The 25,266-nt window shown below is 64.5% G+C and carries 20 protein-coding genes; 9 read left to right on the top strand and 11 right to left on the bottom strand.

Annotated features, from left to right (window positions below; all coding sequences use genetic code 11):
* Positions 1-10 precede the first annotated feature (10 nt).
* From ABD742_RS03085 to ABD742_RS03070, 4 genes are all read left to right on the top strand, one after another.
* A complete protein-coding gene (locus tag ABD742_RS03085) occupies positions 11-1,402 on the top strand; it encodes an isochorismate synthase (RefSeq protein ID WP_234748935.1) in 1,392 nt (463 codons plus the stop codon).
* Between the two features lie 201 nt (positions 1,403-1,603).
* Positions 1,604-2,557, top strand: coding sequence for an ABC transporter substrate-binding protein (locus ABD742_RS03080; RefSeq protein ID WP_234748934.1), 954 nt, complete (start codon positions 1,604-1,606; stop codon positions 2,555-2,557).
* Positions 2,558-2,592: 35 nt separating this feature from the next.
* Positions 2,593-3,567 (top strand): amino acid ABC transporter permease, encoded by a 975-nt coding sequence (locus ABD742_RS03075; RefSeq protein WP_234748933.1) that lies wholly within the window; start codon positions 2,593-2,595, stop codon positions 3,565-3,567.
* Entirely contained in the window at positions 3,564-4,340 is a 777-nt protein-coding gene (locus ABD742_RS03070) for an amino acid ABC transporter ATP-binding protein (protein ID WP_308193807.1), read from the top strand. Before ABD742_RS03075 ends, ABD742_RS03070 begins: the two co-directional genes overlap by 4 nt.
* Positions 4,341-4,377: 37 nt before the next feature.
* Here the strand turns inward: ABD742_RS03070 and ABD742_RS03065 are convergent, their stop codons facing one another.
* The 5 genes from ABD742_RS03065 to ABD742_RS03045 form a co-directional block, all read right to left on the bottom strand.
* Complete coding sequence (locus ABD742_RS03065) at positions 4,378-5,379, bottom strand: hypothetical protein (protein ID WP_234748932.1); 1,002 nt, start codon at positions 5,377-5,379, stop codon at positions 4,378-4,380.
* Positions 5,380-5,553: 174 nt separating this feature from the next.
* Entirely contained in the window at positions 5,554-7,263 is a 1,710-nt protein-coding gene (gene menD / locus ABD742_RS03060) for a 2-succinyl-5-enolpyruvyl-6-hydroxy-3-cyclohexene-1-carboxylic-acid synthase (RefSeq protein ID WP_234748931.1), read from the bottom strand.
* Between the two features lie 187 nt (positions 7,264-7,450).
* Positions 7,451-9,544, bottom strand: a complete 2,094-nt coding sequence (locus ABD742_RS03055; protein WP_234748930.1) for a PhoX family protein — start codon at positions 9,542-9,544, stop codon at positions 7,451-7,453.
* A gap of 109 nt (positions 9,545-9,653) precedes the next feature.
* Complete coding sequence (locus ABD742_RS03050; protein ID WP_234748929.1) at positions 9,654-10,643, bottom strand: o-succinylbenzoate synthase; 990 nt, start codon at positions 10,641-10,643, stop codon at positions 9,654-9,656.
* Between the two features lie 25 nt (positions 10,644-10,668).
* Positions 10,669-11,316 carry a hypothetical protein gene (locus ABD742_RS03045; protein WP_234748928.1) on the bottom strand — a complete coding sequence of 216 codons (648 nt, stop codon included), beginning with the start codon at positions 11,314-11,316 and terminating at the stop codon, positions 10,669-10,671.
* A 397-nt stretch (positions 11,317-11,713) separates the two neighbouring features.
* Here ABD742_RS03045 and ABD742_RS03040 point away from each other — a divergent pair, with 397 nt between their 5' ends.
* Entirely contained in the window at positions 11,714-12,766 is a 1,053-nt protein-coding gene (locus tag ABD742_RS03040) for a LacI family DNA-binding transcriptional regulator (RefSeq protein ID WP_234748927.1), read from the top strand.
* A 114-nt stretch (positions 12,767-12,880) separates the two neighbouring features.
* On the opposite strand, the gene ABD742_RS03035 is transcribed toward ABD742_RS03040, so the two are convergent.
* Genes ABD742_RS03035 through ABD742_RS03020 form a run of 4 tightly spaced genes read right to left on the bottom strand, consistent with a single transcriptional unit; the run spans position 12,881 to position 17,598 of the window.
* Positions 12,881-14,317 (bottom strand): glycoside hydrolase family 32 protein, encoded by a 1,437-nt coding sequence (locus ABD742_RS03035; RefSeq protein WP_234748926.1) that lies wholly within the window; start codon positions 14,315-14,317, stop codon positions 12,881-12,883.
* Between the two features lie 25 nt (positions 14,318-14,342).
* Entirely contained in the window at positions 14,343-15,230 is an 888-nt protein-coding gene (locus ABD742_RS03030; protein WP_372460888.1) for a carbohydrate ABC transporter permease, read from the bottom strand.
* An 8-nt stretch (positions 15,231-15,238) separates the two neighbouring features.
* Positions 15,239-16,183 carry a carbohydrate ABC transporter permease gene (locus tag ABD742_RS03025; protein WP_372460887.1) on the bottom strand — a complete coding sequence of 315 codons (945 nt, stop codon included), beginning with the start codon at positions 16,181-16,183 and terminating at the stop codon, positions 15,239-15,241.
* Positions 16,180-17,598, bottom strand: coding sequence for an ABC transporter substrate-binding protein (locus tag ABD742_RS03020; protein WP_234748925.1), 1,419 nt, complete (start codon positions 17,596-17,598; stop codon positions 16,180-16,182). The genes ABD742_RS03025 and ABD742_RS03020 overlap by 4 nt, the downstream gene beginning before the upstream one ends.
* Positions 17,599-18,021: 423 nt before the next feature.
* Between ABD742_RS03020 and ABD742_RS03015 the strand changes: the two genes are divergently transcribed.
* The 3 genes from ABD742_RS03015 to ABD742_RS03005 are packed head-to-tail and all read left to right on the top strand — an operon-like array spanning position 18,022 to position 22,166.
* Positions 18,022-20,193 carry an amylo-alpha-1,6-glucosidase gene (locus ABD742_RS03015; protein WP_234748924.1) on the top strand — a complete coding sequence of 724 codons (2,172 nt, stop codon included), beginning with the start codon at positions 18,022-18,024 and terminating at the stop codon, positions 20,191-20,193.
* Entirely contained in the window at positions 20,194-21,216 is a 1,023-nt protein-coding gene (locus ABD742_RS03010; RefSeq protein ID WP_234748923.1) for a glycosyltransferase family 4 protein, read from the top strand.
* 32 nt (positions 21,217-21,248) lie between these two features.
* A complete protein-coding gene (locus tag ABD742_RS03005; protein WP_372460886.1) occupies positions 21,249-22,166 on the top strand; it encodes a phosphatase PAP2 family protein in 918 nt (305 codons plus the stop codon).
* 154 nt (positions 22,167-22,320) lie between these two features.
* On the opposite strand, the gene ABD742_RS03000 is transcribed toward ABD742_RS03005, so the two are convergent.
* Entirely contained in the window at positions 22,321-22,872 is a 552-nt protein-coding gene (locus tag ABD742_RS03000; RefSeq protein WP_234748922.1) for a hypothetical protein, read from the bottom strand.
* 273 nt (positions 22,873-23,145) lie between these two features.
* Between ABD742_RS03000 and ABD742_RS02995 the strand changes: the two genes are divergently transcribed.
* Entirely contained in the window at positions 23,146-23,940 is a 795-nt protein-coding gene (locus tag ABD742_RS02995) for an alpha/beta fold hydrolase (RefSeq protein WP_234748921.1), read from the top strand.
* 3 nt (positions 23,941-23,943) lie between these two features.
* Here the strand turns inward: ABD742_RS02995 and ABD742_RS02990 are convergent, their stop codons facing one another.
* The gene (locus ABD742_RS02990) at positions 23,944-25,257 is read right to left on the bottom strand and encodes an acyltransferase family protein (RefSeq protein ID WP_234748920.1); all 1,314 of its coding nucleotides are present in this window, start codon (positions 25,255-25,257) and stop codon (positions 23,944-23,946) included.
* Positions 25,258-25,266: the final 9 nt, after the last annotated feature.

Below are 25,266 nucleotides of genomic sequence, written 5' to 3'. Positions count from 1 at the left end.
TTGTTCCATCATGACGAGTACGCTCCGCACCTTGACAGTCCCCCTCGATGTTGATTCATCCTCCGGGGGACTGCCGTCATTTCTGGTCCGGGACGATGTCCTGTGCTGGTCCCGCCGCGAGAACGGACTGGTGGGCTTTGGCGAACTCGCGCGGTTCACTGCTTCCGGTCCTGATCGCTTTCTCGAGGCCGACATGTGGTGGCGCCACCTTGTCATCGAGGCCGACGTCACGGATCCCCTTGAGATCCCCGGCACGGGCCCTGTGGCCTTTGGCTCCTTTGCCTTCTCCAAGACGTCCGACTTTGAATCCCGCTTGATCCTTCCGGAAATCGTTGTCGGGATCCGGGATGGGCAGTCGTGGCTCACCCAGTTGACGCTCGACGACGTCGAACTCACCGAGGCGGGCGCCCTCGCCGCCCTGGCGGGCTGGCTTAACCCCGCGGACGGTGAGCCTACCGCGGCTGGAGGCTCCGGCGTCGGGCACCCAACTAACTCGCAGTTGTTGTCGTTTAGAAGGCCCATAACGACAACAGATGCGAGCCAGTTGGGAGACGGGAAGGTCACGCTGGAGAGCGGTTCGCTCAGCGAATCCGCGTGGAAGCAGGCCGTGGCCGACGGCGTGGCGGAAATCCGAACCGGAAAGCTGGAGAAGCTGGTTCTCGCGCGCGACGTCGTGGCGACGCTGCCCGACGGCGTCAACGCCGCCAAAGTGCTGCAGCAGCTGGCCAGCCGTTACCGCGAATGCTGGACCTACGGCGTCGACGGCTTGGTGGGGGCGACGCCGGAAATGCTCATCCAGGTGGAGGGCCGCACTGCACAGGCGCGGGTCCTGGCCGGGACGCTGGACCGTCGCGACGCAGAGGGCGTGAACGGCTCCCCCATGGAATACGCCGAACGCGTGCTGGCCGGTTCCGAGAAACAACGGCACGAGCACGAGATCGCCATCCAATCGCTGACCACCCAGCTCGCGCCCTTTTCCGAGGCCATGAACGCCCACAGCGAACCGTTCATTCTGGAGCTGCCCAATGTGTGGCATCTGGCATCGGACGTGAAGGCCGAGCTCGCCGATATCGAGGGACATGTCCCTACGTGCCTTGCCCTGATCAACGCGCTCCACCCCACGGCCGCCGTGTGTGGCACGCCTACCTTGGTTGCCGGGGAACTGATCCGGGAGCTTGAGCATATGGATCGCGGGCCGTATGCCGGACCGGTCGGGTGGCTCGACGCCGCGGGCAACGGCGAGTGGGGCATCGCACTGCGCGGCGCGATCATCGAAAGTCCTACGACTGTGCGCCTCTACGCGGGCTGCGGGATCGTTGAAGGCTCCGTTCCCGACGCCGAACTGGCCGAGACCTGGGCCAAATTCCGGCCGATGCTCGAGTCACTGGGTATCAGCAGCTAAGAGTCCAAACCCAAGGATTCGGTTCGAAACCTACCCCCGTGGATGTCTGGGGTGCGAGACAATAGCCATGGTGGGGGGCTTGATTTTTTACTTGGTAGGTTATCCAATAGTAAAACTTAGTTTTCTGTGACGCACATCTCATGTTCGGCGCTACACTATGAACCGATTAGTTTCGCATCCACTGCAACAAAAGGTAAGAAAATGCAGAAATTCCGTTCGCTTCCGGTCAGTTCGACGCTCAAGGCTGCAACAATCATCGCAATCGGCGCCCTGGCACTGACTGCCTGCACCAACGCCTCACAGGCGGGCCCCTCGAGTGCCGCCTCGCCTTCCGGCAGTGCCAATGCAAGCTTTGACCCCAGCACCATCACCAAGGACGACACCCTGGCTGCACTGGTCCCCGCGGCCATCAAGTCCAAGGGCACGCTGACCGTTGGCTCGGACACGACCTACGCTCCTGCGGAATTCCTCGGAACCGACGGCCAGACCCCGGTCGGTTATGACGTGGACATCGCCAAGGCAATCGGCGCCACCCTCGGCCTGAAGGTCCAGGTGCAGACCGCCGAATTCACGGGCATCCTCCCCGCCCTCGGCCCCAAGTACGATCTGGGCATCTCGTCCTTCACCATCAACCCCGAGCGCCTCGGCGCCGTCAACATGGTCAGCTACTTCAACGCCGGCACGGCCTGGGCCGTGCAGAAGGGCAACCCGAAGAAGTTCTCCCTGGATGACGTCTGCGGCAAGTCCATCGGCGTGCAGACCGGTACCGTCCAGGAAGACCCGGACCTCTCCGGCCGCAACAAGAAGTGCGCAGCTGACGGCAAGCAGCCGATCAACATCGTGACGCTCAAGAACCAGACCGACGTCACCACCCGGCTCGTCAACGGCAGCATCGACGCCATGGCAGCCGACTCCCCCATCATCGGTTACGCCCTGACCCAGACCAACGGCCAGCTTGAGAGGCTCGGCGACGTTTACGACGCCGCTCCCCAGGGCATCGCCGTCGCCAAGTCGGACACCGCTCTCGCCGATGTCATCCAGAAGACGCTGACCAAGCTCATGTCTGATGGTTCATACAAGAAGATCCTCACTGGCTGGGGCAACGCCGAAGGCGCCATCACCAAGTCCGAGGTCAACCCGGCGGTCAAGTCTTGAGTATTCCCGCCACCGATAAAAAATCAGGTGCACAGATGGATCATCATCAACCAGGCCACGCAGCGCCCGTGCTGAACGATGCGGTGCCTGTCAGGCATCCTGGCCGTTGGATCAGCGCCATCATCATTGTTGGCGTACTTGCACTGATGGTGCAGAGCGTGATTACGAACCACAACTTCCGTTGGGACGTTGTGGGCACCTACATCCTGGACGTGAAGGTCGTCCAGGGCGTTGGCTGGACGTTGCTCTTGACTGTAGCTTCGATGGTCATTGCGATTGTCCTGGCCATCCTGCTGGCCGTGATGCGCCAGTCCGACAACCCGGTCCTGCGCTACACCTCCTGGGTATGGGTCTGGTTCTTCCGCGGCACCCCGGTCTACACCCAGTTGGTGTTCTGGGGCTTGATCGCCGTTCTTTACCCCAAAATCAGCGCAGGGGTGCCGTTTGGCCCGGAACTGTTCAGCGTCGACACGAGCACAGTCATTACGGCTCTTGTTGCGGCAATTCTGGGGCTTGGCCTTAACGAATCGGCCTACTTGGCCGAGATCTTCCGGGCAGGCCTGAAGTCAGTGGACAAGGGACAGACCGAAGCCGCCGAAGCCCTGGGCATGGGCAAAGGCAAGATCATGTGGCGGATCATCCTGCCCCAGGCGATGCGCATCATCGTCCCGCCCACCGGCAACGAAACGATCGGCATGCTCAAGACCACGTCCCTGGTTCTGGCCGTCCCGTTCACCCTGGACCTGACCTTCGCGACCAACGCCCTGGCCAACCGGATCTACCTTCCGGTTCCGCTGCTGATCGTGGCAGCCATCTGGTATCTGGTCATCACCAGCCTGCTCATGGTCGGCCAGCACTACATCGAGGCCTACTACGGCAAGGGCGTTGACACCAACCTCGCGCCGGCGGTCATCAATCCCGCAGCTGCCAAGGCCGCCGCAGCAGTGGCACCTAGTGCCGAAGCAGAGCCGTCCTTGAAGATGGACTTCCCGGAGGATGAGGCAAAATGACGATCACCACCCAGAAACCGCTGGTGCGGATCGAAGGCCTCCATAAGTACTTCGGGCCCCATCACGTGCTCCGCGGCATCGACCTGACGGTCAACCAGGGCGAGGTGTCCGTTGTCATCGGCCCGTCCGGTTCGGGCAAGTCCACGATGCTCCGCTGCGTGAACCTGCTGGAAACCATCAGCGCCGGCCGCATTTCCGTCGGTGACCAGCTGATCGGCTACCGCGAAGTCAACGGCCGCCTCCACGATCTGAAGGTCAAGGAAATCGCCGCTCAACGCCGGGAAATCGGCATGGTCTTCCAGCGCTTCAACCTGTTCCCGCACAAGACGGCCCTGTACAACGTCATGGAAGCGCCCGTTCAGGTCAAAGGCAAGAACAAGGGCGTCGCCAAGAAGGCCGCCCTCGAATTGTTGGATCGTGTAGGCCTGGCCGACCGAGCCAACCACTACCCGGCTCAGCTTTCCGGCGGCCAGCAGCAACGTGTCGCGATCGCCCGGGCCCTGGCCATGGAACCGGAGCTGATGCTCTTCGACGAGCCGACGTCCGCCCTTGACCCGGAGCTCGTGGGCGATGTGCTCAACGTGATGAAGGACCTGGCCAAGTCCGGCATGACCATGATCGTGGTGACCCACGAGATCGGCTTTGCCCGCGAAGTCGGCGACCGCCTGACCTTCATGGACGGAGGTGTGGTGGTGGAATCCGGTGACCCCCGCGAAATCATCGCCAACCCCCAGCACGCCCGCACGAAGGAATTCCTCAGCCGCGTGCTCTAGCAAACAGGCAATCGCTGCGCAAACGGGCCGGTGACACTCATATCCGAGTGTCACCGGCCCGTTTGCTTGTCACGGACACATTTGGGTGTCCCCCAGAGGCGCGACGACGGAGCGGCACTCCGGCGTCGAGCAGTATTCGTTCCAGTCGGCCCGGACTGTTGAGTTCGTCCCAGACCCACCGAGCCACGTTTCTGCCCGTGGCCCGGATCCGGTCTTCGCGTACCTTTTCCTCATACACCACATCCGACGGCGTCCGGCCACGCAGGTACTCCGGTTTGAGGTACTTCTCGCGACCATCGAATTCACCGACAACCCTGGTCTCCTCCCAATAGAAATCCGTGATGGCGACCCTGGAAGTATCGTTCCTGACCTCGTACTGCAGCACGGGCGGGGCAAAGCCGACAACGTGGATCAGCCCCCGGCTATAGGACTCTCCCGGCGAGCAGGACTGCGGATCGGCGAAATCGACCACCGCCTTGATACGCCGAACCGCCGCCTGCGAATACCTCCCATCTATGCCCGCCAGCAATTCCTCCTTCGTGACTGCAGGAATGCCTCGAGCCGCGTCCGGTTTCAGCATGTGATCCATGGGCACCACGGCTTCCGCAAAGGGGACCGTTGCGGCGATATCGAGAACAGTACGGATCCGGCCCGTGACGAGAAACCGTTCCAACTGTTCACTGTTGTGGGCTTGTTCAGGTACATAGTGCCGACGGACTCCTGCGCGGGACCGACCGCCGCCGGAGAATGCGGTGAGTGCGTGGATCGGCTGTTTCCGTAGGATGACCGGTATCCCGCTAATTGCCGCGGCTGAGTGGTGCGAAAACGTGGTGGGCGAAGTGAACGTCTCTGCCGCGGCCTCGACTCGGAGCCTGTACTGCTCCCACGGCTGCAAAGAGTTCCACCGCACCGCCTCCACGTATACGCCATGCCGGATGCGGACAAGGTTCCCGGAACGGGCCTGTGCAGACAAACCCCGGGTAGTCAGACCGATCCTGGACAGGTCGTTCGCCAGAATCAGCCGCGGGAGTGTGCTCATTCATCTACGATCACAGCCCAACAACGGGCTGCGCGAGCCCCTTCCTGCCGTATGTGGACAACAGCAGACGACCCTCACCCGGACGTACGACACACCTACGGGCAGGTGACACTTGTATCCGGGTATCCCCAATCCTTTTGCGCGTCTCCAACCGGTTTGCGCGTCCCGGACAACCTACGCCCCGAGCAGCACCTGGGACACTGCCGCGGCTACTGCGGCCTTGATGCGTGCGTGCAAGGGACGCAGGTCGGAGCGGTCCGTGCGTACTTCCACGATGCTGCGGCCCTTCAAAGGCGCGGCAAGCGCCGTGGCGAGCTCCGCCGTCGTACGCACCGACGTGTGCCCGACGCCGTATGCCGCGGCCAGCGCCGAAATGTCCACACTGTGCGGGGTGCCGAAGAGGCGTTCGACGGCGGTGCCGTAGCCGCCGTCGTCCTCCACCTTGCCGTGCTCGAGGAGGCCGAAAATGCCCCCGCCGGCGTCGTTGAGGACCACGATGCGCAGGTCCGGTGCTGGTTCGCCAGCTCCAAGGAACAGGCCTCCGGCGTCGTGCAGGAAGGTGACGTCGCCCAGGAGGAGGGTGGTTTCGCGGCCCGCGCCGAGGGCGATTCCCGTGGCCGTGGAGATGGTGCCGTCAATGCCAGCGAGGCCGCGGTTCGCGAAAACTGTGGCCAACGGTTCGGGGCTGGGCTGTCCGGCGAGGTCGACGTCGCGGATGCCATTGGAAGAGCCCAGGACCAACTGCCCGCGCGCGTGCTTCCAGACGATGGCTCCCACGGCGGGTCCGTTGGCTGCATGTTCTGCCTCGAGGACGCCGTCGAGCGCGTGTTGGGCGGCGGCGCCGGCCAAAAGCCAGGCGTCGAGCCACTCATCCGAGCCCCGGCCGGCGAACCCAGCCAACTCAGCCAAGGAATCGAAGCGTTCCTCGCTGCGCCGGCCGTGTTCGTACCAGGCCACCGGAACGGGCTCGTACATGGCGGCGGGGAGGTCGTTGCGGGCCAGCAGGGCGGCGACGGGCCTGGAAAGAGTCGGCCGTCCGAAGACCACCACCCTCTCGATCGGCAGCGCAGCCCCGGGCCCGAAGTTGTCCAGCATGAGGCGATACGGCCCCACCGCGTTGGGACCGAAGCGCGCGTTGGACGAGGGCTCGGCCAGCAGGGGAAGGCCGTGGGCGCGCGCGAAAGCTTCGGCGACCGGACCGGCGTCGTGCCCTGCCAAAACCACCGTCCGACGTTCCGTTAGTTCGGCCGGAGCGAGGGGCATGCTCAGCGGCTGCGGGCCGGAGTCGTAGTGGAAAACTCCGTGGCCCTTAGTGGCGGGCAGCGCCTCGCCCGGTTCCGGAACCAGCGGCTCGCGGAACGCCAGATTGAGCTGCACCGGCCCGGGAGGCGTGTCTTCGAGGGCGCCGGTTGCCGCGTAGATGGCAGTCTCGACGGCCCTCTGCGGGTTGCTGCCCGCGGCGATGTCGACGGCGAAGCGAACGTGTTCGCCGAAGAGGTCCAGTTGAATGGTGGTTTGGTTGGCGCCGGTACCGTGCAGCTCGGCGGGGCGATCGGCCGAAAGGACCACGAGGGGCACGGCGGCGTGGTTGGCCTCCATGACCGCGGGCAAGAGATTCCCGACGGCGGTGCCCGAGGTGGTCAGGACGGCCGCCGGAGCGCCTGTCGACAGGGCCAAGCCCAGGGCCGTGAAACCGGCCGAGCGTTCGTCGATCCTGACCAGGAGCCTGACGTTCCCGGCCGCTTCGGCCTCGGCCAGCGCGTACGCCATGGGTGCCGAGCGCGAACCGGGAGAGACCACCACGTGCCGCACACCGCCGTCGAGCAACGCCTTAACGGCGATCCGGGCAGCGGCGAGGGAGCTCAGGGAGCCTTGCGAAGTCACCGCACCAGTCTATTAGCGGCGCCTCCCTCCCGACGCTCGCTCACCTATGGGCCCAAAATCCCAAACGCTCGCTCACCTGTGCAGACATAGGTGAGCGAGCGTTTCCCGGAAGGGCCCACATAGGTGAGCGAGCGTTTCCCGGAAGGGCCCACATAGGTGAGCGAGCGTCGGGAGGCGGGGAAGAGCCTTAGCCGTCCTTGCGGAACACCTGCACGATCGACGGGCGCGGGGCGCGGACCTGGCCGGCGGCCGGGGCGGCTCCGGCGCCCACGTAGTCCGGGAAGTACGAGTGCGGAGCGTCGAAGGAACCTTCCTCGCCCGGGTGCTGCACGGCGACGAAAACTGTCCGCTCGTCGTCGTGCACGATCGGTCCACACGTCTCGGCGTCGCGCGGTACGGCGAGGAACTGCTCCACCTTGCCGCGTTCGCTGCCATCCAGGGTGACCTTGAAGAGGCCGTCCGCATACCCGATGGACGACGGCGCGCCGTCAGTTGCGATCCACATGTTGCCTGCCGAGTCGAAGGCCACATTGTCCGGGCAGGAGATGGGCGAGACCTTGTCGGCCGGGAAGCCGGAGAAGTAGGTGGAGGAGTTCTTGGCCGGATCTCCACAAACCATCAGGAGGGTCCAGTTGAAGCGCGTCGAGGTCTGGTCGCCGGTTTCGGTGATTTCGACGATGTGGCCGTCCCGGTTGAGCGTGCGCGGGTTGACCTCGGTGGCGCCTTCCTTGCCGGGCTTGCCACGGTCCGAGTTGTTGGTACAGACGACGTAGACCTTGCCGGTCGCCAGGTTCGGCTCGACGTCTTCGCAGCGGTCCATCTTCGTGGGGCCAACCTTGTCCGCGGCGAGGCGGGTGTAGACCAGGACTTCGGGGACGGACATGCCCGGAACTGCGGAGACGCCGTCGACTACCAAGGGAAGCCACTCGCCGGAACCGTCGAACGCGCCGTCGGACGGGAGTTTTCCGGTGCCGTCGATTTCGGCCGCGGGAGAGTCTCCGGAGAACTTGGCAACGTAGAGGTCGCCCTCGGAGAGAAGGTTCATGTTGTTCCGGCGGGCCGCGGCCGAGTCTCCGGCCATGTACTTGCCCTTGGAGACGAACTTGTAGAGGTAGTCGAAGCGCTCGTCGTCGCCCATGTAGGCGACTACACGGCCGGAGGCGGCAAGAATCACGTTGGCGCCTTCGTGCTTGAAACGGCCCATGGCGGAGTGCTTTTTGGGTGTGGACGAGGGGTCGAACGGGTCGACTTCCACGATCCAGCCAAAGCGGTTGGTCTCGTTGGCGTATCCGGCGTTGTTGGTGTTGAAACGCGGCTCATCCAGTTCCCACTGACGGGCCGTTGGCTTGTTGGTGAGGCCGTAGCGCTTGTCGCCCGCAGAGGTGCCGGGAGCCACGAAGTAGCCGTTGAAGTTCTCCTCGCCGGAGAGGATGGTGCCCCAGGGAGTCGTGCCTCCGGAGCAGTTGCCCAAGGTGCCCTTGATGGCACGGCCGGAGGGGTCGTCGATGGTTTTGACGAGGTCCGTGCCCGCGGCGGGGCCGGTGAGCTCATAGGTGGTGTCGGTCAGGAACCGACGATTGAGCGGCGCACCCTTGACGTAGTTCCACGGCTTGTTCTTGTTCTTGCGCTCGAGCTCAACAACCGTGAGTCCATGTGCGGCACGCCCGATCGCGCGCGCCTCCGCAGCCACCAAAGTGGCCGGGAACATGATGTTCTCGTTGGTGTACTCGTGGTTGGTGAAGAGTACGGCACGGCGGTCCTTGGAATCCGGGATGGGCAGGATGTCCGTGTAGTCGTTGTTGTAGCCGAACTGGCGGGCCTGCGCCGCTGCGGTCTGGCCGTTCAGCTCGAAGACCGGCGAGTCGGCAAAGAGCGGATCGCCCCAACGGATGATCGGCTGCCACGCGAAACCCTCCGGCACGGTGAACGCGTCAACGGTGTAGTCGACAGGCTTGATCGGCGCGAACTTGAGCTTGGCCTTGTCGAAGCCCGTCTTTGCCGCCTCGGACAGGCCAGCGCCGCCGCCGGCAACGGCCTTTTCCGCGGAGCCAGGCCCGCCCAGCACGACGGCGAGCGCACCGACGGCGCCAAAGCCCAGTGCGGCGCGGCGGGACACAGCTGCCGAAGCGATATCGCGGAAGTAGGCGTTGGAGCTCGTGTTGCAAGCCTCGCCCGAGCAAGCGTTGTCGCACTTCAGGGCGCACGTCACGGGGCTGCGCTTGCCCTTCGTATGGCCGAGCATGGGGAGCAAGCCGAACTTGCGCGCGGTTGATTCAGACATGGGAATTACCTCCGGGGATTGAGTGATTTCCCCACCCTTACAGCGCTAGCGGAATCCGAGAGAACACTCAGGTTAAGTTCCAGTGAATTCCCAGCATTTTCACAGCTAACTATGCATTCAGGAGTGCGTGCACGCGGCGAAGCCGGTCCAACCACCAGTCGCGACGTTCAGCGGAAGCCGCATACCGCTCCAGCAGCCCCTCGTCGGCGACGGCTTCGCGGACGCGGATGGCGCCGTCGTCGGGCACTAACGGATCCCGCGTAATGTCCGAGGCGAACAGCCGCACGGTCCCCAGCCCGCACGCGAACGGCAGTTCCGGCAGCGCGGCGGCGAGCGCGAGACCCGCGCGGATCCCCACCGAGGTGTCCAGCGCCGAGCTTACGACGGCGGGAAGCCCGGCTTGCGCCACAATGTCCAGCGCGCGCCGCACTCCCCCGAGCGGCGCAACCTTGACCACGATCAGGTCAGCCGCGCCCGCGCGCGCCACCTTGAGGGGATCGTCTTCCTTGCGCACGGATTCGTCGGCGGCGATGAGCACGGGCGTGCCCTGCTGCGCGAGCCGTCGTCGGACTTCTGCGAGGCCCTCGATGTGCGGCACTGGCTGCTCGGCGTATTCGAGCCCGACGGCGGACAGTCGCCCGAGTGCCTCAACCGCCTGCGGCACGTCCCAGCCTGCGTTGGCGTCCACACGGATCGCGGCGTCCGGCAGGGCGTCCCGGACTGCGGTGACGCGCGCGACGTCGTCGGCCAGTTCCTGCCCCCGCTCGGCAACCTTGACCTTGACGGCGTCCACCCGGCCGAAGCGCTCCAGGACCTCGGGCACCCGGGCGGCAGGCACGGCGGGGACGGTCGCGTTGACGGGAATGGTATCCCTCAGCTGGGGCGGAAAACCCTGCCAAGCGGCTTCGACGGCGGCGGTGAGCCAGCGGGAAGCCTCGGCGTCGCCGTACTCGGGGAACGGACAAAACTCGCCCCACCCGGCCGGGCCTCGGAACACGAGGGTCTCGCGCTCGGTGATGCCCCGGAACTTGACCCGCATCGGCAGGCTGACCACTTTGGCGGTGGCAAGGAGCTCGTCGAGGGTGGGGAATGGAGGCATGGTTTCACTGTAGCCTGGGGCGCCGTCAGGCCGAGTTGCCTGTTTGTGGCGGGGTGGGCTGCTTCGTGGCAGGAGTAGTGGGCACCGGATCGCCGGCATGGTCAACGATCGCATTGACGTAGCTGCTGAGCTCCCGAATGACAGCATCCGTGGGCCGCGCATCCGGCAGCGGGTGGACCCCCGTGACGAACAGGTTTCCGCTCATGGTGACCATACGAAGCACATGGATCGGCGACCCGGAACCGGTGATAGTGGTGACGTAGGTGAACGACTTCGAGCCGTGAAGATCCAAATTCAACCGCGTCAGGGACGAGTGCACGTATTGATTCCCCGAGCTAATAGTCACCTCGGTGCAATATCCGAGGACTTTATCGATGCTGTACATGCCCTGCCAGAAATAGCCGGAATCGTCGGATGACGCCATGATGACGGACATATTCGCCTGGGGCCCCAGCACCGCGGCCGCCGTCGGGATTCTGTAGTCGACCAGCTCTCCTGCCTTCAGGAGGTCCCGGCATTTGGCGGGATCGGTGGTCATGTCGGCGGGCCCGACTGCCATCGAATCCTGCATGTCCTGAATCGCTGCCTCATCAATGAGCCGCGACATCACGCCGTCGGGAGCACGGAGGTTGCCGAGCATCGCCTGCAGCTCTTGCGACGATTGGACCCGCATTTGGGTGCTACTGCTTGTAGTGGGTGCCGCGGATGGCTTGGAGGTCGGAGGGGCGGAGGACGTCCCGGCATGGGCCGGCGGTCTGGCAGCAGTTACATCGAACACGCAGGCGTTGAGACTCAACGCCACTGCCGCTGTCAGCACGATCGTGGCCATTTGGCGCAAGGAAAAAATCGGACCCACCCCCATAGATCTGAAACACCGGTTCTGCCCGGCACGCCCAACGATACCGCGTTGGTGGGGACGTCAGCCTGGCGGGGCGCATATGTGAGCGAGCGTTCGGCTGGAAGGCCATATATGTGAGCGAGCGTTCGGCTGGGGAACAGCGTGCGGGCCATCCCTCACACGCGTTAGGTAGAATGCAGCAAGAAACGGAACCACAGCCGGAGGAGCCCGCATGCAGCGCAAGGCCACAGCACTCGACGTCGCCAAACGGGCGGGCGTCTCGCGGAGTGCGGTGTCGCTGGTGCTCAACGGTCGGGGAGACGGCAACGTGGCCAAGGAAAGCCAGGACCGTATCCGGCAGGCCGCTGCGGACCTCAAATACTCCCCCAACGCCATCGCGCTGAGCCTGCGGAACCAACGCACACGCGTGATCGGCATCGTGTCGGACGAGGTGGTCGTGAGCCCGTTCGACGGCAACATCATCGGTGGCGCCGACGACGTCGCCCGGGCACACGGCTTTGTCACCGTCGTGATGGACACCGAGCGCGACGCCTCCCGTGACGAGAGCGCCGTCGAGACCCTTTTGGATCGGCAAGTGGACGGGCTGATGTATGTCACGGTCGGTTTGAAGCCGCTTGACGTGCCCCAGGGCATGCTGCGCGTCCCCTCGGTGCTCGCTAACTGCTTCGACAACAGCCCTACCCCGCAGCTGCGCCACGTGATCCCGGACGAAGTTTCCGGCGGCCGGGAAGCCACCGAGCACCTCCTCCAGCTGGGCCATCGCGATATCGCGTTCCTCGCCGGCGCCGCAACCTCCCCGGCTGTGCCCCTGCGCATCGCGGGGCATCGCGAAGCAATGGCCAAAGCCGCCATCCCCGTTCGCGAAGACCGCGTGTTCATGGCCGGTTGGGACATCAACGACGGTTTCCATGGCGCGATGGGACTGCTCTCCGCCACCGAACGGCCGACGGCGATTGTGTGCGCCAACGATCGCCTCGCCGTCGGCGTCGCGCTGGCTGCGGCGCGGCTGGGCCTGGCCGTACCGCGCGACCTCTCGATCATTGGCTACGACGACGAATTCCGCATCGCGGCCACCATGGTCCCCGCGCTGACCACCATGGCACTTCCGTTGCGGGAAATGGGGGCGGCCGCGATGAACATGTTGCTGGAACAGATTGAGGACCGGGCCCAGCGTCCCGCTGCGGGACGCATCGGCCATCTGGAAACCATGGTTCCCTGCCGTTTGGTGGTCCGTGAGTCCACAGGCCCCGTTCCCGCCCTCTAGATCCGACCACTTTTGGTCGGGCCGTCGCCCGGGAATCCGCGGAAATACGGGGATCCCGGACTGCAGCACCGGCCAAAAGTGGTCAAAGTTGAGTGCCCGACGACGGCCTGCCGCCTATTCCGGCAGCTTCAGTTCCCAGACGTCCGCCGCCGCACCTTCGGGAAGCTCAAGGATCCACGTTTCCCCAGCCGCAGGATAGGCACGGAGTGTCGTGGCGACGGAACCTGTCCGATACACCTCCACCAGGGAAGCATCCACGAAGATGCGGAGTTCCTGGCCGGCGGACAGCGGCCCCGCAAAAACCACTTGCCGTTCAGCGCCGGAGGCCAGGACCAGCCGAACCTCACCGGCTTCACCAACAGTCCCAGTCTTCACAAAAGCCTCGGCAAACGGCGGCAAGGCAACGGACCCGGACGCCCCGCGCGCGAGCACGGAACCCCGGTACGCCTCAACCTCCGGCGCAGGAGCAACCACCAATGCACCGTCCTCAACCGAGAGGAAGCGCGGGTGTGTTAACACGCCCGCCCAGCCTGCGGCGTCGATCTCGTCTTGCGAACGGCCACGCCGGCCGTCACGGCCCGGGCCTTCGTTGGCCCATCCCCACAGCAGGGCGCGCGGCTCAGGCCCCGCCTCAAACGAGGACGCAGAATCCAGCTGAACAATCTGGGGGGCGTAGAAATCCCGGCCAAGGTCGGACCTGCCGCCGGAACGCGGGACGAACACGGGCAGCCCAGTTGACGGGTCCTCGGCCAGCGAGCCGATGAGGTGGCCCACCCCGTTGGCGTGCTCGTGGTCATCGCCGGAGAGCCACAGGGAGAACATCATGACCCAGGTTTCGGCACTGTTGGAGGGCGCACCATCCGCAGGCACCCCATCGGAAGGCACCCGAACCAGTTGCGGGCACTCCCAGATCTCGGCCGGGGTATGCGTGGCCGCTACGGGGTTTTCGGTGGTCAGCCAAATGCCTTGGTACTTCCAGTCGGACATGTCCTCCACCGTGTACAGCAGCAAAGCAGCATGTCCATTGGCCAGCCCGGCGCCCTGCATGGCGTAGCGCTTGCCGTTGAAGTGGAAGATGAAGGGGTCGCGCACGGCCGTGACCAGGCCATCGTCCGGCATGGAAGCGGCAATGTGGCCGTCCTGTTCCCAGCTCACCAGGTCCGCGGAGCCTCGGGAAATCACCACTTGCGAATGCCCGCCATCGCCCCGCACGCCCGAGTACGCAGCGGTGGGGACACCGCCGTCGTCGGTCACCACGCCGGTCCAGCAGCCGAACTCGTCCGGCCCGCCGTCCTGGGGGCGCAGCGCGACCGGGTGCTCATCCCAGTGGACCAGGTCCGGGGAGCTGACGTGCCCCCATTGGATCCTGTGGTGCCGTGCCGATTCCGGGTTGAACTGGAAGAACACGTGGTATCGGCCGTTGATGTAGCTGATGCCGTTGGGGTCGTTGATCCAGCCTTGCGCCGGGCGGGGGTGGAAGCGCGGGAATGCCGGGTCCGGGTGGGTGGCAGCCGCCGCAAGTGCAGGGGCGGAAGATACGAGGTCCGTCATCGGAGTCCTTTCGGGGAAGTAGAGGCTATTTGCCGGTACCGGCGGTGAGTCCGTCACGCAACGCGCGCTGGCCGAACATGAACACCACCAGGGCGGGAATCATGGAGAGAATGACGCCGGCCAGCACCACGGAGATGCTGCCGGTGCCGAGGTTGCCCTGCAGCGACACCAAGCCCAGCGGGAGCGTGAAGTTCTGCTCGGAGATGGTCAGGATGAGCGGGCGGAAGAACTCGTTCCAGTGGTAGTTGAAGGCCAGGATGCCTACGATCGCCATGCCCGGCATCGCCAGCGGCGCGTACACGGAACGGAACGTGCGCCACGGCGAGGCGCCGTCGATCGCAGCGGCCTCGCCCAAATCACTTGGCAGCCCCAGGAAGTACTGGCGCATCAGGAAGGTGCCGAACGCCGTCGGGATCGCTGGAAGGATCAGTGCGAGGAGAGTATCGGACAGACCGATGCCGCGGATCAGCATGAAGACCGGAACGATCGTCACCTGCGCCGGGACCATCATGGTGGCCAGCACAATCGAGAATAGCGCCCCGCGGCCGCGGAACTTGAGGTTCGCGAAGGCGTAGCCGGCGAGCGCCGCCGTGAACATCTGCCCGACGGCGATCAGTCCCGTCACGAGGGCGCTGTTGAGGACCAGCAGCATGATGTTGAGCTGCTTGAAGACCTGGTCGTAGGACGAGAAATCGGGGTTGAGCGGAAGGAACGACGGCGGCAGCTGGAACGATTCCGCCGGTGGCCGCAGCGAAGTGGACAGGGTCCACAGCACCGGACCGAGGATGAGGACGGACGCGATCAGGAGCAGCACGATTCGTCCCGCCATGCTCCAGTTCCGCTTCTTGCGGGCCGCGGGCCGTTGGGGAGCCAAGCGATCGACGGCGGCGCGCTGGGTTGAGGTTGTAGTCATGGCGGGCCTTACTGGTAGAAGACGAATCGTTTGCTGAGCCGGAACTGGGCGGCTGTGATGGCCATGATGATCAGCGTGAGGATGACGCCGATCGCCGAGGCCTGGCCGAATTCGAGGCGCTGGAACGCGGACTCGAAGATCACCATCACCGCGGTGCGCGTGGAGTCGCCGGGGCCGCCGCGGGTGAGGACGTAGGGCTGGTCGAACACCTGCAGGGCGTTGATGATCGCCATGACCGACGCCACCAGGGTGGTCGGACTCAGGAGCGGCAGCGTCACGTGGAGGTGTTTGCGCCAGCCCGTGGCACCGTCGATCGACGCGGCCTCATACGTTTCGGTGGGGATGGACGCCAGCCCGCCAATGAACAGCAGGAACGAGAACCCGAAGTTCTGCCACACGTACACGAGGATGACGACGGCGGCAGAACCGGCCGGCGTCGTCAGCCACGGGACGGCGGGGATGCCGACGAAGGACAAGAGCCAGTTGACCACGCCGAATTGTTCGTTGAACAGGTAGCGCATGAAGATGGACACTGACGCCGCGGACAGGATCAGCGGGAAGAAGAAGGCGCTGCGGAAGAAGACGCGAAGCCAGGCCGGAAGCTTCTCCTGCACCATGATCGCCAGCGCCAAGGCGAGGCCGAGCTGCAACGCCACGGCGACCACCACGAACATGATCGTGTTCAGGAACGACACCCGGACCGTCGGGTCCTGGACCACTTCGGCGAAGTTGTCGAACCCGACGAAGCTTGGCGCAGAAATGATGTCCCAGCGGAAGAACGCGAGGACCAGTGAAGCGACGATCGGCACGAGCGTGAACAGCCCCATGCCCAGGATGGTGGGTGCCAGGAACGCCCAGGGCAGCCAGCGCTGACGCTGTTTCCTGGTTGTCTCGATCTTCGCTGCGGCGCCGTTTCGGCGTTTGGTGGACATGCCCGTTGTTGCCGTGCTCATGCCTGCCTCCTCAAGGCGATCTCAAGGTCGCGTTGCATGGAGTCGAGGGCCTGCTTGAGCTGGCGCTCGTCACCGCTGACGGCCAGGGATACGTTCTTCATCAATGCGGTCTCGACGGCGGCCTGCTGGGGCGGTGCCGGAATGGGACCTGTGGTGGGGAATTTGTCCAGGGTGTCGTAGAAGACTTTCCAGTGCGTGGGGCCGCGTCCCGCGTACAACTGCTCGTTGACCATGGAGCGGCGCGCGGGGGTGGTGTTCGGCGTCGGGAAGACCAAGCGCATGGCTTCCAGGCTGGAAGCGAACTTGAGCCACTCCCAGGCGGCGTCCTTATCTTTGGCGGTCTTCATGATGGCGTATCCGGCGGTGCCGAACTGGTGCCGCTGGGTGCGCCAGCGCGGGAAGAACTGGACGTCGAAGCCGTCTTCCTTCATTCCGGCTTCGTGGAGGCCTTCCACCCAGTAACCGCCGGCCGGGGTCATGCCGATCCTGTTGGAGGCGAACAGCCCGACGAGTGAATTTCCGCCGCCTTCTTCGGGTCGGACGCCCAGGCCATCTTTGACCAGGCCACGGAGGTAGTCGAACGACTCGTACACCCGCGGGTCGTCGGCATTGGGTTCAAGCCACTGGTAGCCGCCGGAGCGCAGTCCGCGGGAAGGATCCTGGGCGTAGAAGCTGTCCCAGAGCCATTCGCCGCCGGTGGACTTGGATTCCTTGAGGAAGCTGGTGTCGTTGGCGTAGAGCCAGGGCACCACGCCGCCGAAGAGCCTGTTGGTCCAGTAGTACGGAGTGAAGTCCTGCGGCCTTGCTTTCCGCATGGCAGCCAGGGTGTTGCGGAAATCGACCTGGGTCCAGCCATCCGCGGGACGTTCGAGTCCGGCTTGCTGCAAGGCCGAGGTGTTGTAGTACATGTTGGCGGCGTTCCAGTCGATGGGAAGCTGGAACAGGCTGCCTTTGTACATGAACGCCTCCACGAGGCTCGGGTGGACGTCGGCGAAGTACTCCTTCATGTCCGCGGCATCGCGGCGAAGGTACTCGTCCAAAGGGTGCGCCAGTTTCTCGGCGAAGAGCTGGGCACCTTCGGTCGCCACATAGACCACATCCGGTGGCGTACCTGCTGCCACCATGGTGAGGATCTTGGTGAAGAAGTCCTTCCAGTCCGCGGCCTGGATGGCCTGGACCTTCACCTTGATTTCCGGGTGCACCTTCGCGAACGCATCAATGACCCGCTGGCGGGCGGCTGCGTCCGCTGCGGTTCCCAAGATGGCGATACTGAGGCTGTTGTCGCCGCGGCCCGGGATGTCCATGCCGGTCAACCGCGGCCACGACGCCACCGTTGCTCCGACAATTCCCGCACCCAAGGCACCAAGGGCTGTCCTGCGTGAGATCTCACGCAGCTTCCCATTGCTTCCTGGCATGTCTCATTCCTTCCTAACACGTGTTAGGTAGCGTAAATCCATCACCTAACACGTGTCAAGCGTCACATCCGTGTTACGCGCCCCTCACCCCTTCCCGACCCTCGCTCAGATATGTGCCCTTTCCGGCAGACCCTCGCTCAGATATATGCCCCAACCGGCAAACCCTCGCTCAGATGTGCGCCCCACCCGGCAAACCCTCGCTCAGATATGCGCCTCAAATTCCGCCCGAAACCCGCCACATCCGAGCGAGCGTCCGCCCAAAAACCCCCATATCCGAGCGAGCGTCCGCCCAAAAACCCCGATATCCGAGCGAGCGTCCGCCCAGAAGCCCCCATATCTGCAGGAGGGTTCACTTCCGCTGACGCGGCGAATACGCTGAAACAAGCTGCCCCATTCCCCCGTCCCTAGCTTTGGAGCCCATTGATGACAGGTTGGAATGCCGAGAACCTTGCAGGTTCGGCCGGCGCTGGCGCCGTGACGCTGCTGGCAGGAACATCGTTTTGCGTCTCTGCGGCCAACGGCGATATGGACCAACTGCGCCCGCACGGGATGTTCTTCCGTGACACGCGGTTCGTTTCGAACTGGGCGTTGGAGGTGAACGGCCACCCCATTGAGGCCTTGGGTTCTCCTGTCCCGGAGCCCTATCGCGCCGATTTCGTCGGCCGAGCATCTCGCACCGACGGCTTGGCAGACAGCCATCTGCTCATTGAACGCCGGCGGAGCCTGTTCGGCGGAGTGCACGAAGAGATCACGGTCAGGAATTTTTCCAGCAAGCCCACCCACGCCACGGTTTCGCTCACGGTCAACGCGGACTTTGCCGACATCTTCGAAGTGAAGGAGGGCCGGGCACGCCACGAGAGCGTGCATTTGACGCGGGGTAGCGACGGTTCGTTTGTCCTTGAGTCCCAGCGTCAGGGGCGGCACGTCCTGGTCACCGTTGACGCTCCGCATGGCGTGGTTGACGGAGATGTCATCAGCTATGACATCACTCTTGAGCCCCAAGGCCATTGGTCCACGGGTGTGACGGCCACGCCACGCATCGAGGGGGTCGGACCCGAAGCGGACGCCCAGGTTTGGGGCAACCAGCGCCCCTACGATGTCCCCGAAGAAAGGCTGCAGGAGTGGCATGGCAAGGTTCCCACAACGGAACTTGCCAACAAGGCCTTCGAGAAAGCGCTGGCCCAGAGCAGGGCCGACCTCGGCTCGCTCAGGATCTTCGACCCCGACCATCCCGGGCGGACGGTGGTGGCCGCAGGATCGCCTTGGTTTATGGCCCTTTTCGGCCGGGACTCGCTCCTGACCTCCTTCATGACGCTTCCACTGGATCCCTCGCTCGCACTGGGAACCCTCAAAACCTTGGCCGACCATCAGGGCCGGACCGTCAATCCGCTCAGCGAAGAGGAGCCGGGCCGGATTCTGCACGAGGTGCGTCTCGGCGCCACCACGGGCCTTGCGCTTGGCGGCGGGAGTGCCTACTACGGTTCAGTGGACGCCACCCCGTTGTTCGTCACGCTCGCCGGGGAGCTCACCCGTTGGGGATTCCATTCCGACGTCTCGGAATCCCTTCTGCCAGCGGTGGACCGGGCCCTGGACTGGATCCGCGACTACGGAGACGCCGACGGCGACGGGTTTGTTGAGTACTCGCGGGCCACGGACCATGGCCTCCTCAATCAAGGCTGGAAGGATTCGGGGGACGGAATCAACTTCGCCGACGGCACACTGGCGGAGCCGCCGATCGCCCTATGTGAAGTCCAAGGCTACGTCTACACCGCCTATCTCAGCAGGGCCTTGATGGCCCAAGAAGACGGAGACCTGAAGCTGGCCGCGGTGTGGGGCGCGCGGGCAGCCGAGCTCAAGCGAGTATTCAACGAGCAATTCTGGCTCCCTGAACGCGGCTATTTCGCGATCGCCCTCGATCGCGACAAGCGGCCGGTAGACGCATGCGCGTCCAATATGGGCCATTGCCTTTGGAGCGGAATCGTCGACGACGACAAGGCTCCGTTAGTCGCGGAGCGGCTGATGTCGGACACCATGTTCACGGGTTGGGGCGTCCGGACGCTTGCTTCCGACATGGCGGCCTACAATCCGGCGAGCTACCACAACGGCTCGGTGTGGCCGCATGACAATGCACTCATTGCCGGCGGGTTGATGCGCTACGGCTTCGTTGAGGAGTCCCAGCGCCTCATCACGGGCCTCCTGGATGCGGCAGAGGCGTTCGGTGGGCGGCTCCCGGAGTTGTTCTGCGGCCTGGACAGGAAAACCTACGGGACGCCCGTCCCATACCCTTCGTCATGTTCGCCGCAGGCTTGGGCCGCTGCCACACCGGTTCACTTGCTGAGGGTATTGCTCCGCTTCGATCCTTGCCTCACCCACGGCGGCCTCTGGCTGGCACCGGTGGTTCCCGAAGGCTTCGGCGAGATCAAAATGCGGAACATCCCGCTCGCCGGCTCCCGGATCTCCGTAGAGGTGGTCAACGGAGAAACACAGGTCACGGACCTGCCCGAGAATATCGCTCTGCACCGCGAAGCCCGCAAGCCGTTGTCAGACCTCTTGGATGTCCACCACGTCACCGCCGGACCGCGGCGGGGGCACTAGGTGCGCATCGGACTGGTTGCCCCGCCCTGGATTCCAGTGCCGCCGCCCGCATACGGCGGCACGGAGTCGATCATCGATATCCTGGCTCGCGGGCTGGTTGCCGCGGGCCATGATGTGCTTCTGGCGGCGGCGTCCGGAAGCACATGTCCAGTGGCCAAGGTGCCCGGCCCACCGCTTGCCGACGGCTCGAGGATAGGGAACGGCACGGACGAACTCCGCCACAGCGTGTACGCATTCGCGGCCATGGACGACGTCGACCTCATCCACGACAACACCCTGGCGGGTCCGCTGTACAGGCATCGGCCGCAGGGAACGCCCATCGTCGCAACGGCCCACCTCCCCTTTTCGGCCGAGAACCATGACATCTACCAGGCCATGGCCACGGACACCGCGATCATCGCTATCTCGCACCATCAAGCAGACACTGCCCCCGGCATCAAGATACGGAAGGTCATTCACCACGGGATAGACACGCAGTCCGTCCCGCTCGGAGCCGGCGACGGCGGCTACGCCTGCTTCCTCGGCCGGATGCATCCCGGCAAGGGTCTGCCGGAAGCAATCGAGACCGCCCGACTGGCCCAGGTGCCGCTGCGAATTGCAGCCAAGATGTACAGCGCGGAAGAACACGAGTACTACGCCGCGGTCATCGCACCGCTGCTGGGGCCCGACGTCGAATACCTCGGCGAGCTGAACGCTGCGGACAAGTTCGTCCTCCTGGGCGGGTCCGTGGCCCTGTTGAATCCGCTTCAGTGGGATGAACCCTTCGGCATGGCCATGATCGAGTCCCTCGCCTCCGGGACTCCGGTGGTGGCAACATTCCGAGGATCCGCCCCGGAGATCGTTGCCGATGGCGTCACGGGGTATCTCCGTTCCAGCGCCCCGGAACTGGCCGAGGCAGTCATTGCCGCCGCCACGCTGGATCGCGGCGAGTGCCGCCGCGCCGCGGAAAACTACTTCAGCGCCGAGAGGATGGTTGCCGAACACTTGGCACTCTACGAGGAACTCCTCGCCGAGCAAAAGTGATCCTCCCAGCCAAATATGACACCCTGAAAGTAATGACTTTTCCTAAGACGAGCCGGCTGCCGGCCACACATGGTACCGCCACCAGGCGCTGGGCGGGCGCTGGGATGGGCATACTTTTTGTGCTCGCAACCCTGGCATGCATGGCCGCATTCATTGCCACATACTATTTTTTCGTGCGCACCACGACGGGACAGTACATCGACGAATCCGCCCTGGTGGAAGCCGCGACGATCAACGGTCCCACCGAACGGGCGACCACCCAGTTCCTCGATTGGCTGCCGGTCATCTCGGTGGCGATCGCCGCCGTCGTCGTTCTTTTCGTCACGATAATGCGCCGCCGCTGGAAGTCAGCCGGGATCGCGGTGGTCGCTTGTGTCGCGGCAAACCTGGCCACTCAGCTGCTCAAGGACTGGTTTCCGAACAGGCCGTTCCGCGGCGTCCAGACCATTGAACTGAACTCGCTGCCCTCCGGTCACACCACGTTGGCGGCCTCAGCGGCGGCCGCGGTGTTCCTGGTGGTGTCGCCGCGCTGGCGGCCCCTGGCGGGGTTCCTCGGTGGCACTTTCGCGGTGGCGGCCGGGGTTTCCACGCTGATCAACCAGTGGCACCGGCCCGCCGACGTCGTCGCCGCGTTCCTCGTGGTGGGAGCGGTCATGCTGCCGGCTGGCTGGTTGGTACTGCGCACTGGGAAGCGCTGGAACGTCCAGGACGGCCGCGGTGACCACTGGGCGTCGTCGCGTTTGTGGCTTTCGCTGTCGACTCTGGCAGGCGTCGCCGCCGCGGCCGTTGCGGTGTACTCGCTGATTGGAATTGCGAGCGGTTTCGGGCAGGAAAGCACCACCAACTACTTCTGGGCCGGAGTCTCCTTGATTGTCATCACCGGTTATCTGGCAACGGTCGCTGCCACCTGGCTATTCGGCGTGAGTGCCCGACGGCGGCAGTCGCCTTAGTGCCCCGGCGCAGCTTCCTGGACGGCCGGGTCTGCTGGCCTGGGCTCAACATTCGACCACTTTTGAACAACCCTCCAGTCCGGAATCCCTGTATTTCGCGGACTCCCGACTGCTATACCGACCAAAGGTGGTCGGATCTAGAGGCTCGGTCCGCTTAGCGCTTCTGCCCGATAGAGGTTTTCGATGATGATGTCGGCCGGCGTGAATCAAGAAAGTACGTCGCGGTAAAGAAACCCGAAACCCACAGCGAGCCGGCACCGAAATTCTGCCATCTGAGCCAATCAAGGAAGTGTCCCGGGCGTAGTGGCGGGATATCCAAGAGCGCCGCCTTCTCCGCAGGCACTACTGAAATGGCGACCGATGCGAGCAGCAGGCCACCCATCCACAAGGACGGGTTGGCGGGATCGGAGAATCCGGGCGCCGACAGCAAGGGCGACGAAACCACGGCCAGGGGCCAGATCACGGGAATGGCATCTGCCGCCTGCGCCCGCACCAGGACCATCGGCTTGGACCAGAAGCGCCATGACAGGATGACGACTCCCCAGATCAGGGCAACGACGGCGAAGAAGAAGGAAAGCAGAACAATCCTGCCATTTTCCGGCCCAGCCGGCGCTGTGGCGGCCAGCCACATCCCGACACAGCCCTCAAGTACCAGGGTGCTGCCCGCCACGATGGATACAGGTTTCGCATTCCGGATTACCCGCATGAACTGTTCACTCCCCGCCGAGACAGCTCCCCCTGCGATCATCGAACGCCAGTGCCTCCCAGGTGTCAACGATTCCGTCTCGGGATCGCCGGGTGGCTCAACATTCGACCTCGTTTGAACAACTTTCCAGTCCCGAATCCCCTTACGTCCGCGGAATCCTAGGAGGCGGCCCGGCCAAAGGTGGTCGGATCTGGAGGCCCGGCCCACTTTCGGCGTGAATGCCCGACGGCGGCGCTCACCTTAGTGCCGCGCGGCGAGGCGTACCCTGATGCTATGGGCGCCGAAGTCCTGGATCTCAGGCTCACCACGGGCATACGGGTTCCGTGCCTCGTCCACGGCGATGCCGACGCGAAGCCGTTGTTGCTTTTGCACGCCTGGGGTGAATCCCGGCGCAGCTTTGACCGCCTTGTACCTCTGCTGACGGACTTCAGGGTCTACGCGCCCGACCTCCGCGGGCAGGGCGACGCGGAGAAACCGGAGCTCGGCTATTCGCTGGTAGAACAGGCCGGGGACGCCGCAGCCATCCTGGATGCGCTCGGCGTGCCAAGGCCGTACGTCCTTGGTTCCTCCAGCGGCGGCTATGTGGCCCAGCAGTTAGCCATCGGGCACCCTGATCGTGTCGCGGCGCTTGTGCTGGTGGGTTCTCCCCTGAGCCTTCGGGCCCGGCCCGCTTTCGCCAACGAAGTCGACCGCCTCCAGGATCCCATCGACGAGAACTGGGTACGGAATTCCCTGTCCTGGTTCCCACTACTGCATGCGATTCCTGCTTGGTTTATCGAGGACCGGGTACGCGACGGAGTCAGGATGCCCGCGCACGCGTGGAAGCGCATCCTCGATGGTTTGCGTACGGCAACTCCGCCCACCGAGTCCGGAACCATTCTCGCGCCCACCCTGATCCTGTGGGGCGCACATGACTCCGTGCTGCCTCGAAGGCACCAGGAAGCCTTGGCGGCTCGAATTCCAGGCGCCGTGTTGAAGGTTTATCCCGGAGTAGGGCACCTGGTCTTGTGGGAGTGTCCGGACCAGGTGGCAGCGGACACGACCGCGTTCCTCAGTTCCCTCGGCTGACGTTCACTGACGGGCGCTGCCCCGGCTTGAGTGCCCGACGGCGGTACCCACCCTCGCGGCACCCGCCTTCGGCACCAATGCGCGCAGCCGGAGCCGGGCCGGTTCCTCGACGTACTTGAACAGCAGATGGGTGGCCAACGCAATCCCGAGCAGGCACGCCGCGGCGAGCAGGTTCTCCGCCAGCGGTCCGGCGCCGTGCGGCCAGTCCCTGATCAGCCAGTAGAAGAGGTAAATGAAGAACATGTGCACCAAGTACAGACTGTAGGAACTGTGCCCGCCATACTGCAGCCACCGCGCCGACAACGCCGAGCGGAGCCAGCCGCGGGTCAGGCTAAGAAGGGCAATGAGCAGCGGGAAGGCAAGCACAGCCAGCCGTCCGGGGCCAGGTTTTCCGGCTGTGGCCAGGAAGATGACGACGGCGGTTCCGGTCAGCAGGGCGCCGGGACCGGCCAGGGCAGGGTTGAACTTCATACGGTCTGCGTTCCGTGCGGCGATGCAAGCGAAAGCGCCGGAAATGAAGCAGCATGCGATCCGCAGCAACCATTCGTAGGGCTGATGCTCATCCGTGGCGATTGGCAGGTCCGGGCCCCAGATGGCCGTCGGCAGGAGAACGAGCACCGAGACCGCCAGTGCCGCCAGCGGATGCAGCCGGCGCAGCCGGAACAGGAGCAGCGCCAGCAGGGGAAATGCCAAGTAGGCCAGCCACTCGGCGCTGACCGTCCAGCCAGGGCCGAACCAGCTGGCGCCGTCGGTACCCGGTTGGAACCAGAGATGCATCATCAGCAGCTGCTTGGCCAGACCCCACGGCGACAGGTCCGGAGCCTGGGTCTGGAGGGACCACTCCCGCACGGATTCCTGCGCGGTCCCATATACGAACCAGAGTCCAACCACGCCCACGACCAGCGCGAACGCGGGCCACATCCGGGCGAACCTGGCCCAGACAAAGTCCCCGGCAGTCCGCCACCGGAACCGTGGGCCCAGCCGGTCCAGGTACGTGTAGGTGATGATGAATCCGCTGAGCACAAAGAACACGTCCACGCCCAGGTCGCCATTGGCAATGAAGGGACGGAACAGCTCATAGACGGGCGCGAGGAAGGTGTGCTGCATGGCTTGAAGATGGAAGAACACCACCCACAGCGCGGCAACGAAACGCAGTGCGGTCAGCGTCGCGAGATCAGGCCGGGATTGCTTTGCATCGCTCTTCGGCGGGCGATTCTCCGCCCCGGAACCAAGCGGCGGGGCGCTGTCCGTGACGGGTTTCCCAGTGCTCGGATTCGCAGTGGGGGCACGATGCGGAGGCGCGATGACTGAGAACATCCAATTCAC

Source organism: Arthrobacter ramosus (genome assembly GCF_039535095.1).
Classification (GTDB): domain Bacteria; phylum Actinomycetota; class Actinomycetes; order Actinomycetales; family Micrococcaceae; genus Arthrobacter; species Arthrobacter ramosus.
Note: the sequence above shows the minus strand (reverse complement) of the source record. Positions and strands in the feature narration are given on the sequence as shown.

Bases quoted from the DNA above. Each gene is read 5' to 3' on its own strand.
- ABD742_RS03085 (WP_234748935.1), top strand. From the start codon at position 11: ATGACGAGTACGCTCCGCACCTTGACAGTCCCCCTCGATGTTGATTCA.
- ABD742_RS03080 (WP_234748934.1), top strand. From the start codon at position 1,604: ATGCAGAAATTCCGTTCGCTTCCGGTCAGTTCGACGCTCAAGGCTGCA.
- ABD742_RS03075 (WP_234748933.1), top strand. From the start codon at position 2,593: ATGGATCATCATCAACCAGGCCACGCAGCGCCCGTGCTGAACGATGCG.
- ABD742_RS03070 (WP_308193807.1), top strand. From the start codon at position 3,564: ATGACGATCACCACCCAGAAACCGCTGGTGCGGATCGAAGGCCTCCAT.
- ABD742_RS03065 (WP_234748932.1), bottom strand. From the start codon at position 5,379: ATGAGCACACTCCCGCGGCTGATTCTGGCGAACGACCTGTCCAGGATC.
- ABD742_RS03055 (WP_234748930.1), bottom strand. From the start codon at position 9,544: ATGTCTGAATCAACCGCGCGCAAGTTCGGCTTGCTCCCCATGCTCGGC.
- ABD742_RS03050 (WP_234748929.1), bottom strand. From the start codon at position 10,643: ATGCCTCCATTCCCCACCCTCGACGAGCTCCTTGCCACCGCCAAAGTG.
- ABD742_RS03045 (WP_234748928.1), bottom strand. From the start codon at position 11,316: ATGCGGGTCCAATCGTCGCAAGAGCTGCAGGCGATGCTCGGCAACCTC.
- ABD742_RS03040 (WP_234748927.1), top strand. From the start codon at position 11,714: ATGCAGCGCAAGGCCACAGCACTCGACGTCGCCAAACGGGCGGGCGTC.
- ABD742_RS03035 (WP_234748926.1), bottom strand. From the start codon at position 14,317: ATGACGGACCTCGTATCTTCCGCCCCTGCACTTGCGGCGGCTGCCACC.
- ABD742_RS03030 (WP_372460888.1), bottom strand. From the start codon at position 15,230: ATGACTACAACCTCAACCCAGCGCGCCGCCGTCGATCGCTTGGCTCCC.
- ABD742_RS03025 (WP_372460887.1), bottom strand. From the start codon at position 16,183: ATGAGCACGGCAACAACGGGCATGTCCACCAAACGCCGAAACGGCGCC.
- ABD742_RS03020 (WP_234748925.1), bottom strand. From the start codon at position 17,598: ATGCCAGGAAGCAATGGGAAGCTGCGTGAGATCTCACGCAGGACAGCC.
- ABD742_RS03015 (WP_234748924.1), top strand. From the start codon at position 18,022: ATGACAGGTTGGAATGCCGAGAACCTTGCAGGTTCGGCCGGCGCTGGC.
- ABD742_RS03005 (WP_372460886.1), top strand. From the start codon at position 21,249: ATGACTTTTCCTAAGACGAGCCGGCTGCCGGCCACACATGGTACCGCC.
- ABD742_RS03000 (WP_234748922.1), bottom strand. From the start codon at position 22,872: ATGCGGGTAATCCGGAATGCGAAACCTGTATCCATCGTGGCGGGCAGC.
- ABD742_RS02995 (WP_234748921.1), top strand. From the start codon at position 23,146: ATGGGCGCCGAAGTCCTGGATCTCAGGCTCACCACGGGCATACGGGTT.
- ABD742_RS02990 (WP_234748920.1), bottom strand. From the start codon at position 25,257: ATGTTCTCAGTCATCGCGCCTCCGCATCGTGCCCCCACTGCGAATCCG.